The sequence below is a fragment of the Collimonas sp. genome, from assembly GCF_035566555.1.
GTDB lineage: Bacteria > Pseudomonadota > Gammaproteobacteria > Burkholderiales > Burkholderiaceae_D > Collimonas.
In genome coordinates this window covers 18,649-27,745 of record NZ_DATMRB010000048.1, presented here as the reverse complement: position 1 = coordinate 27,745, position 9,097 = coordinate 18,649, and the positions used below count along the sequence as shown (strand labels likewise).

The window sequence follows — 9,097 nt, the reverse complement described above, 5'->3', positions numbered from 1 at the left end:
GCAAAACTTGACCAGCTCAGATCCTCGCTTATAGGCGGCAACCGATGCTTCCAGCGGCAATTCGCCGGCTTCCATTTGGGCTACCAGTTGCTCCAGTTCGGCCATGGCTTGTTCAAACGAGGCCGGGCTGCTGGCGGAAATCGGATTCTTTGGCATAGTAGGTGTAATGTGATTAGACCGCTATTTTAGAGCAAACCTCCGTAAGCCGTTGAATTTAGACAGCAGTTTTGAAGCTTTGGCTCGATAAAATGCTTGAAACGACGCCAAATCCGGCTTTTTTGTGGGATAATCCTCGGTTCTGTCCAAAATTTCCGTTTCATATTATTTGAACACAGGTTTTTGCGGATTCTTTCTCTCTTAGGTTGATACAACACATTTGGGGGTGGAGGGATGTCCGATCTGGCTTCTATTACCAAACTCGCGCGCTCCGATGCGCAACTTCCGGTCAACGTCTACTTTGACGAAGCGCTGTTAAAGCGCGAAATCCAGCAACTCTTTCAGAATGGCCCGCGCTATGTCGGCCATGAGCTGATGGTGCCCAACGTCGGCGATTACGCCACGCTGGCCTCTGAAAACGAGGGCCGCATGCTGGTGCGCAACCCGCAGGGAATCGAGCTGATTTCCAACGTTTGCCGCCACCGCCAGGCCAAGATGTTCGATGGCCGCGGCAATGCCCGTAATATCGTCTGCCCGCTGCACCGCTGGACTTACGATCTCAAGGGTGAACTGATAGGTGCGCCGCATTTCGGCGAAACGCCTTGCATGAACCTGTCCAAGACGCCTTTGCAAAACTGGAATGGACTGCTGTTCGAGCAGAACGCCTTCCATGTCGGCGAAAAGCTGGCGCAGCTCGGAGTAGCCAAGGATCTCGATTTCAGCGGCTACCTGTTCGACCACGTCGAAGTGCACGAGTGCGACTACAACTGGAAAACCTTTATCGAGGTTTACCTGGAGGATTATCACGTCGAGCCCTTCCATCCCGGCCTCGGCAGCTTTGTCAGCTGCGACGACCTGGAATGGCAATTTGGCAAGGATTACAGCGTGCAGACCGTGGGCGTCAACCACGGCCTGGCGAAATCCGGTTCGCCGTCCTACAAGAAGTGGCAGGAACAGGTCCTCAAGTTCAATAACGGCCAGGCGCCCAAGTTCGGCGCGATCTGGCTGACGCTGTATCCGAACATCATGGTAGAGTGGTATCCGCACGTGCTGGTGGTGTCGACGCTGTGGCCGCGCGGCCCGCAGAAGACCACCAATGTGGTCGAGTTCTACTATCCGGAAGAGATCGCCCTGTTCGAGCGCGAGATGGTCGAAGCGGAACGCGCCGCCTATATGGAAACCTGCGTCGAGGACGATGAAATCGCCCTGCGCATGGATGCCGGCCGGCGCATCCTGATGGAGCGCGGCGTCAGCGAAGTCGGACCTTACCAGTCGCCGATGGAAGACGGCATGCAGCATTTCCACGAGTGGTACCGCAGTCAGGACGGCTTGCTCTAGCCCAGCCCTTGCCAGAGTCGCAGGCCGGAGCCGGTTCGCTGTACGCAGCGAATCTACTCCGGCCTTTATTTTTCTGCAGCACGCGTAACGATGCCGGAATCGGTCAAAATAACAGCAATCCGGCCTCTTGTTAGACTTTTCCCATGCAATCACTCTGGATGCTGTTCGCCAGTCTCATGTTTTCGCTCATGGGAGTCTGCGTCAAGCTTGCTTCCGAACACTATTCGATCTCTGAAATCCTGTTCAGCCGTGGCCTGATCGGCATGCTGTTCATCGTCGCCCTGATCGTCCTCAAGGGCGGCACCCTGAGGACACCGTTGCCGCGCGAACACATGCAACGCGGCCTGATCGGCGTGATTTCCCTGGCCATGTGGTTCTATTCGTTCAGCCTGCTGCCGGTCGCCACCACCACTACCCTCAACTACACCTCGTCGATATGGCTGGCGGCGATCCTGTTCGGCGCGGCATGGTGGCGCAGCAGCGCCCGCTTCGAATGGGGCATGGCGGCCACCATCCTGCTCAGCTTCGCCGGCGTCATGCTGCTGTTGCGGCCTTCGTTCGCGCCGGAACAGACCGCGGCGGCCCTGATCGCGCTCTGCTCAGGCCTGATTTCCGCCATCGCCTACCTGCAGGTGCGGCGCCTGGGACAGCTGGGCGAGCCGGAATACCGCGTGGTGTTCTATTTCTCCGCCATCAGCGCCGTCACCGGCCTGGCCGGCTGCCTGGGCTTGCCGGGCGGCGGCATTCCCTTCATGCACGTGCACAACCTGACCGGCTTCAGCCTGCTGATTGCGCTCAGCATTGCGGCCACGATAGGGCAGATCGCCATGACCCGCGCCTACCGCCTCGGCAATCCCTTGCTGACCGCCAACCTGCAATACAGCGGCATCGTCTTTTCCAGCATCCTCGGCATCCTGATCTGGCAAGACCAGCTGGGCTGGCGCGGCTGGCTCGGGACCAGCGTGATCCTTATCGGCGGTTTGCTGGCAACGTTTTATAATCAAAGAAAGGCGCGTCCGTTGACGACACTGCCTGATCCCGTTTCCGACAGGCGCAGCACCTGATCAACACTCACACAGAAGGAATGCCATGTCTCAAGCACATCCCTACACCACGCTGATTTCTGCGGCAAACCTGCAGCAAAACGCGCAAAACCCGGACTGGGTCATCATCGACTGCCGTCATGACCTGATGGACGCGGCGGCGGGAAGAGCCGCTTACGATGCCGGCCACATTGCCGGGGCGCGCTTCGCCAGCCTGGATCATGACTTGTCCGGCGCCAAGCAGGCGGCCGACGGCAGCTTCAAAGGCCGCCATCCGCTGCCGGAACCGGACGCCCTGATCGCGGCACTGCGCCGCTGGGGCATCAGCGACAACACGCAAGTAGTCGCCTACGACGGCCAGGGCGGCATGTACGCCGCCCGCCTGTGGTGGCTGCTGCGCTCCATCGGCCACCCTTCGGTGGCGGTGCTGGATGGCGGCTTGGCAGCCTGGCAGGCGGCCGGGCAAGGATTGACGACGGCAGAACCGGCGCCGGCGCCCGGCAGCATCAGCGCCAAGCCGGCGCTGACCACCAGCGTCAACGCGCATGACATCCTGAGCAACCTGACCAACCTGCGCCGCACCATCGTCGATGCGCGCGCACCGGACCGCTTCCGCGGCGAAAATGAAACCATCGACCCGGTCGGCGGCCATATTCCCGGCGCCAAGAACCGCTTCTTCAAGGACAACCTGCAGGCCGACGGCCGCTTCAAGCCGGGCCATCAGCTGCATGAGGAGTTCGGCGCCCTGATCAGCGAACCGCAAACCGCCGTCATGCAGTGCGGCTCCGGCGTGACTGCCTGCCATAACCTGCTGGCGCTGGAAATCGCCGGCCTGCATGGCGCCGCGCTGTATCCGGGATCGTGGAGCGAATGGTGTGCCGACGCTACCAGGCCGGTGGCCAAAGGCGCATAAGACATCCGGTGGCTGGAAATTGCAACGGGGGAGCTGCGCTGCTGCGCACGCCCCCGTTTTTCTTCTTCGGATGGTTCCGGTCCGTAGGGTGGGCAGGTTTTTTTGCCCACGCGGTACCTGGATAGACGAGATTAAGCGAAAGTGATGGTGGGCACGGGTGCCCACCCTACCTGCGGCTTAATGTTGATGGGCGTGGCGAGTCAGGAACAGCACGATGGCGACGCCGGCGCCGATCAGCAGGATCTGCGGAATGGTTTCGCGCAAGGTAGCGCGGCGCTGCATCTGCGGCATCAGATCGCTGACGGCGATATAGATGAAGCCCGATGAGGCAAACACCAGCACGTAAGGAATCCATTCCATGCCGCGCTCCAGCGTAAAGTAGCCGAGCAAGCCGCCCAGCACCGCCATCAGGCTGCAGATCAGGTTATAGACGTAGGCGCGGGTGCGCGAGAAGCCGGCATTGAGCAGTACGATGAAATCGCCGATTTCCTGCGGAATTTCATGCACGATGATGGCCAGGCCGGTGATCAGCCCCAGGTGCGGATCGGCCAGGAAGGCCGCTGCGATCAGGATACCGTCGGTGAAATTGTGCAGGCCGTCGCCGACCAGGATCATCCAGCCGGCCTTGCCTGCCTCTTTCTTGTCATGGCCGTGATGATGGCCGTGGCCGTCATCCTCGTGATGATGGGAGTGGCGCAGGATTGCAAATTTTTCCAAGACGAAAAAAGCCAGCAGTCCGCCCAGCAGGATCGCGAACAGCGTGTGACTGTCTGCTTTGGACTCGAAGGCTTCCGGCAACGCATGCAACAGCGAAGTGGCGAGCATGATGCCGACCGACAGGCTGACCATGCGCTCAACCATCTTGGACAGCAGCGCGAAGGAAAAAATGGCGGCGGCAGTGATACTGAAAAGGCCGGCGATGGTGGTCGCCAGGAGAATTGAAACGAGTGTGGAATTAATTTTTGGCCCCAGCTAACGAACTTCAAATGCAACAATGTTGCAAATTAAAACACAGCTGCTGCATTTCGGCAAATTTAACTGTCATTTAGCCCGCCTGAACGGCGGGAATTTTGTATCCGGATGGCCGCATCCGGATACAAACGGCAATCCTGCGTGGCTGCTGCTCAGCTCACGCCATGCTCTTTAAACCAGGCCAGGGTACGTTTCCAGCCGTCCTTGGCATCTGCTTCGACGTAGCTAGGGCGATAGTCGGCATTGAAGGCGTGGCCGGAATTCGGGAAAACCACGATTTCCGACTTGCTGCTGCCCTTGGCCAGCGCCGCTTTCATCAGCGTCACATGCTCCTGCGTGATGCCCTGGTCCTTGGCGCCGTACAAACCCAGCACCGGCACTTTCAGGTCAGCGGCAATATCCACCGGCTGCTTCGGCATCAGTTCGTTCTTTTCGCCCACCAGGCCGCCGTACCAGGCTGCCGCGGCTTTTACCTTGGGATTGTGGGCGGCATACAGCCAGGTGATGCGGCCGCCCCAGCAGAAGCCGGTGATCGCCAGCTTGTCGATGTTGCCGTTATTTTCCTTGGCCCAGGCCACGCAGGCATCGACATCGCCCAGCACCTGGTCGTCCGGCACCTTGGAAATCACGTTCTTGTACAGTTCTGGAATGGTGGCGAAGGCAGCCGGGTCGCCCTGGCGCTTGAACAAGTCCGGCGCGATCGCCAGGTAGCCCAGCTTGGCAAAGCGGCGCGCGATGTCGGCGATATGCTCATGGACGCCGAAAATTTCCGAAATCACCAGCACCACCGGCAGATTGGTCTTGCCCTCAGGCTGGGCGCGATAGATCGGCACGCTCAAGCCGTTGATCTGGATTTCCAGGGCGCCGGCGGTGAGGCCGACGGTATCGGTCTTGATCATGGTCTGCGCGCACACCGGCAGCACCGCCGCGGCAAAGCCGGTGCCCAGCGTGGTTTTCAAAAAAGTACGGCGGTCGACATTGTCAGACAAACTGGTTTTCGCCACCAGACTATCGAAATCTTCTTTCAAATTCGCCATCAAGATTCTCCTTTATCGTTAACCATCTGCCATCGCGCATCAGATCATCAATGCGCCTCGTCCCAGTTCTTGCCCACTCCGACTTCGGCAATCAGCGGCACTTTTAGTTCAGCCACGCCGGCCATCAGCTGCGGCAGCTTTTCCCGCACCAGCGCCAGCTCATCCTGCGGCACTTCAAGCACCAGTTCATCGTGCACCTGCATCACCATCTTGGATTTTAACTGTTCTGTTTCAATCCAGTTTTGCACCGCGATCATCGATAGCTTGATCAGGTCGGCGGCCGTGCCTTGCATAGGCGCGTTGATCGCCGCCCGCTCGGCGCCCTGGCGGCGCTGGCCGTTGGGCGAATTGATTTCCGGCAGCCACAGGCGGCGTCCGAATACCGTCTCGACGTAGCCTTGCGACTTGGCCTGCACCCGTGTCATGTCCATGAATTGCTTGACGCCGGCGAAGCGCATGAAATATTTTTCGATATACATTTGCGCGGCGGCGCGCTCGATGCCGAGGTTGCCAGCCAGGCCAAATGCGCTCATGCCGTAGATCAGACCGAAGTTGATGACCTTGGCGTAACGGCGCTGCTCGCTGCTGACTTCTGCTGCCGTCGTGCCGAAGATTTCCGCCGCGGTGGCACGGTGGATGTCGATACCCTCGGCGAATGCACGCAGCATGTTTTCATCGCCTGAGATGTGGGCCATGATGCGCAGCTCGATCTGCGAATAGTCAGCCGAAACGATCACGCTGCCGGCCGGCGCCACGAATGCTTCGCGGATGCGGCGGCCTTCGGCGGTGCGGATCGGGATGTTCTGCAGATTCGGATCGTTCGAGGCCAGGCGGCCGGTAACCGCCACCGCCTGCGCATAGTTGGTGTGCACGCGGCCGGTGTCTGCATTGACCATTTTGGGCAGCTTGTCGGTATAGGTCGATTTCAGCTTGGACAGGCTGCGGTAGTCGAGCAACACCTTCGGTAGAGGATAGTCTTCCGCCAGTTTCTGCAGCACCTCTTCGTCGGTGGACGGCGATCCGGATGGCGTCTTCTTGACCACCGGCAGTTTGAGTTTTTCAAACAGGATCTCACCCAGCTGCTTCGGCGAACTGAGGTTGAACGGCTGGCCTGCCAGATCATAGGCTTGCTGCTCGATTTCCAGCATGCGCTTGCCCAGCTCGTTCGATTGCGTCGCCAGCAGGCTGGCGTCGATCAGCACGCCGTTGCGTTCGATCTTTTGCAGCACCACCGAAGTCGGCACTTCGATTTTTTCGTAGATGAAGCGCAGCTTGGCATCGTCGGCGATATGCGGCCACATGGTCAGGTGCAGCTGCAGGGTGATGTCGGCATCTTCCGCCGCATATTCGGTGGCGCGGCCGATCTCGACTTCGTCGAAACCGATCTGCGATGCGCCCTTGCCGCATACTTCCTGGAAGGTGATGGTCTGGTGGTTCAGATGGCGCAGCGCCAGGCTGTCCATGTCATGGCTGCGGTGCGACTCGAACACATACGATTCCAGCAAGGTATCGTGGACAATGCCGCGCAGGTTAACGCCCTGGTTGGCGAAGATGTGGCTGTCGTATTTGAGGTTCTGGCCGACCTTCGGCTTGCTGTCGTCTTCCAGCCACGGCTTCATCTTTTGCAGCACCAGTTCGCGCGATAGCTGCGCCGGCGCATCCTGGTAGCGATGGGCGACCGGGATGTAAGCTGCGGTGCCGACTTCGCAGCACAACGAGATGCCGACCAGCTGTGCGGTCATCGGCTCGAGCGAGGTGGTTTCGGTATCGACCGCGGTCAGGGTCGCCTTGTCGATGCGCTGCAGCCATGCGTCCAGCTGGGCTTCGGTCAGTACGGTTTCATAGTGCCGCTCGACGGTATCGAACAGGCTGCTCTGCGCCTGGGCATCAGCCGCGGCGCCGCTGCCGGCAACTGCCGCGATCGGCACAGCCGTGCCAGCAGCGGACGCGACGGGGGAGCCGGCGGGTGCTGTCGGTGCGCTCAATTCGCGCAGCCAGGTCTTGAAGTTATAGCGCGTAAACAATTCGATCAGGGTGTCCTTGTCTTGCTCCGGCGCGAGCAACGATTCCGGGATCGACACCATGTGCGCGCTGAGGTCGCAATCGGTCTTCACCGTCACCAGTTCCTTGGCCTTCGGCAGCCAGTCCAGCACCTGCCGCAGGTTCTCGCCGACCGCACCGCCGATGCTGGCGGCATTGGCGATCACATTATCGACCGTGTCGTACTGCGCCAGCCATTTGACGGCGGTTTTAGGGCCCACCTTGGAGACGCCAGGAATATTGTCGACGGTGTCGCCGATCAGCGTCAGGTAGTCGACGATACGCTCCGGCGGCACGCCGAACTTGGCGATCACGCCGGCGCGGTCGAGCGTCTCGTTATTCATGGTGTTGATCAGCGTGACGTCGTCGTTGACCAGCTGCGCCAGGTCCTTGTCGCCGGTCGAAACCACGGCCTGCATGCCATGCTGCACGGCCTGCACGGTCAGGGTGCCGATCACATCGTCGGCTTCCACGCCCTCCACCATCAGGATCGGCCAGCCCATCGCGCGCACGGCGGCGTGAATAGGCGTAATCTGTTTAACCAGGTCCTCCGGCATGGAAGCGCGGGTGGCCTTGTAGTCGGCGTACATGTCGTCGCGAAAAGTTTTACCTTTTGCATCGAACACACAGGCAAGGTAAGCTGCGGGGTAATCAATGCGTAAACGACGCAGCATATTGATGATGCCGTACAGGGCGCCAGTCGGTTCATTGGCGGCGTTGCGCATGTCGGGCAAGGCATGGAAGGCGCGATAGAGATAACTCGAACCATCAACTAACAGCAGGGTTTTTTGCATATGGAATTGAACGGAAAAAATGTGCCGCGTTTGCGGCAAGTGACGGATATCGAACGCGCAACGTCGAAAAAGGCGCGCGAATCGTGGCATATGTTCACGATTATGGCAGAATTTATCGAGTCGACCGAACGCCTTTCCGAGTTGCATCCGGCGGTATCGATCTTCGGCTCGGCGCGGATCAAGGAAGACAATCCGTATTACGCTCTTTGCAAGGACATTGCACGGCGCTTTTCCGACGAAGGTTTTGCCGTGATTTCGGGCGGCGGCCCGGGCTTGATGGAAGCTGCCAACAAGGGCGCTTTCGAAGGAAAATCGCCCTCGGTCGGCCTCAACATCGAATTGCCGCATGAACAAAGCGGTAACAAATGGCAGGACATTTCCCTCAGCTTCCGTCACTTCTTCGCCCGCAAGGTCGCTTTCGTGCGCTATGCCGATGCTTACATCGTGTTGCCGGGCGGTTTTGGCACCATGGACGAGCTGACCGAGGTCCTGACCCTGATCCAGACCGGCAAATGCCGGCATATCCCGATCATCCTGGTCGGCAGCAGCTTCTGGAGCGGCCTGCTGGACTGGTTCCGCACCCAGCTGGTGGGTGACGGCATGATTGCCGCCAAGGACATGGACCTGATCCAGGTGCTGGACGATCCGGCCGAGATCCTTGCTGCCGTGGTGAAATTCTACGAAGCCGGCGAAACCGTCATGGCCGAATCCGACCGCCATACAGGCGTTTTGCTTTAAACAGCGTGTTTGCCGGTCCCCTTATCGCCTATAGGGGCCGGCTGTTTGTTACAATGCAGGCATAGT

Annotated in this window: 8 protein-coding genes; 4 read left to right on the top strand and 4 right to left on the bottom strand. The window is 59.5% G+C overall.

The features are described from left to right. The coding region (gene xseB / locus VNZ65_RS07625) for an exodeoxyribonuclease VII small subunit (RefSeq protein ID WP_325667644.1) at positions 1–156 on the bottom strand (156 nt) is incomplete at its 3' end. 234 nt (positions 157–390) lie between these two features. On the opposite strand from xseB, the gene VNZ65_RS07620 reads away from it, so the two are divergent. From VNZ65_RS07620 to VNZ65_RS07610, 3 genes are all read left to right on the top strand, one after another. Beyond that, entirely contained in the window at positions 391–1,494 is a 1,104-nt protein-coding gene (locus tag VNZ65_RS07620; RefSeq protein WP_325667636.1) for an aromatic ring-hydroxylating dioxygenase subunit alpha, read from the top strand. A gap of 143 nt (positions 1,495–1,637) precedes the next feature. Further along, positions 1,638–2,558 (top strand): DMT family transporter, encoded by a 921-nt coding sequence (locus tag VNZ65_RS07615; RefSeq protein ID WP_325667634.1) that lies wholly within the window; start codon positions 1,638–1,640, stop codon positions 2,556–2,558. A gap of 25 nt (positions 2,559–2,583) precedes the next feature. Further along, on the top strand, positions 2,584–3,450 hold the full coding sequence (locus VNZ65_RS07610; protein ID WP_325667632.1) for a sulfurtransferase: 867 nt from the start codon (positions 2,584–2,586) through the stop codon (positions 3,448–3,450). 177 nt (positions 3,451–3,627) lie between these two features. Here VNZ65_RS07610 and VNZ65_RS07605 read toward each other — a convergent pair whose 3' ends face one another. From VNZ65_RS07605 to polA, 3 genes are all read right to left on the bottom strand, one after another. Further along, positions 3,628–4,371, bottom strand: coding sequence for a ZIP family metal transporter (locus VNZ65_RS07605; protein WP_325667642.1), 744 nt, complete (start codon positions 4,369–4,371; stop codon positions 3,628–3,630). A gap of 203 nt (positions 4,372–4,574) precedes the next feature. Then, complete coding sequence (locus tag VNZ65_RS07600; protein WP_325667630.1) at positions 4,575–5,459, bottom strand: dienelactone hydrolase family protein; 885 nt, start codon at positions 5,457–5,459, stop codon at positions 4,575–4,577. Positions 5,460–5,506: 47 nt separating this feature from the next. Next, complete coding sequence (gene polA, locus VNZ65_RS07595) at positions 5,507–8,293, bottom strand: DNA polymerase I (protein ID WP_325667628.1); 2,787 nt, start codon at positions 8,291–8,293, stop codon at positions 5,507–5,509. Between polA and VNZ65_RS07590 the strand changes: the two genes are divergently transcribed. Beyond that, positions 8,294–9,031 (top strand): TIGR00730 family Rossman fold protein, encoded by a 738-nt coding sequence (locus tag VNZ65_RS07590; protein ID WP_325667626.1) that lies wholly within the window; start codon positions 8,294–8,296, stop codon positions 9,029–9,031. Positions 9,032–9,097: the final 66 nt, after the last annotated feature.

What these genes read in the sequence shown, in the direction of transcription:
- VNZ65_RS07610 (WP_325667632.1), top strand. Translation starts at nt 2,584, where the DNA reads ATGTCTCAAGCACATCCCTACACCACGCTGATTTCTGCGGCAAACCTG.
- VNZ65_RS07615 (WP_325667634.1), top strand. Translation starts at nt 1,638, where the DNA reads ATGCAATCACTCTGGATGCTGTTCGCCAGTCTCATGTTTTCGCTCATG.
- VNZ65_RS07600 (WP_325667630.1), bottom strand. Translation starts at nt 5,459, where the DNA reads ATGGCGAATTTGAAAGAAGATTTCGATAGTCTGGTGGCGAAAACCAGT.
- VNZ65_RS07590 (WP_325667626.1), top strand. Translation starts at nt 8,294, where the DNA reads ATGGAATTGAACGGAAAAAATGTGCCGCGTTTGCGGCAAGTGACGGAT.
- VNZ65_RS07620 (WP_325667636.1), top strand. Translation starts at nt 391, where the DNA reads ATGTCCGATCTGGCTTCTATTACCAAACTCGCGCGCTCCGATGCGCAA.
- polA (WP_325667628.1), bottom strand. Translation starts at nt 8,293, where the DNA reads ATGCAAAAAACCCTGCTGTTAGTTGATGGTTCGAGTTATCTCTATCGC.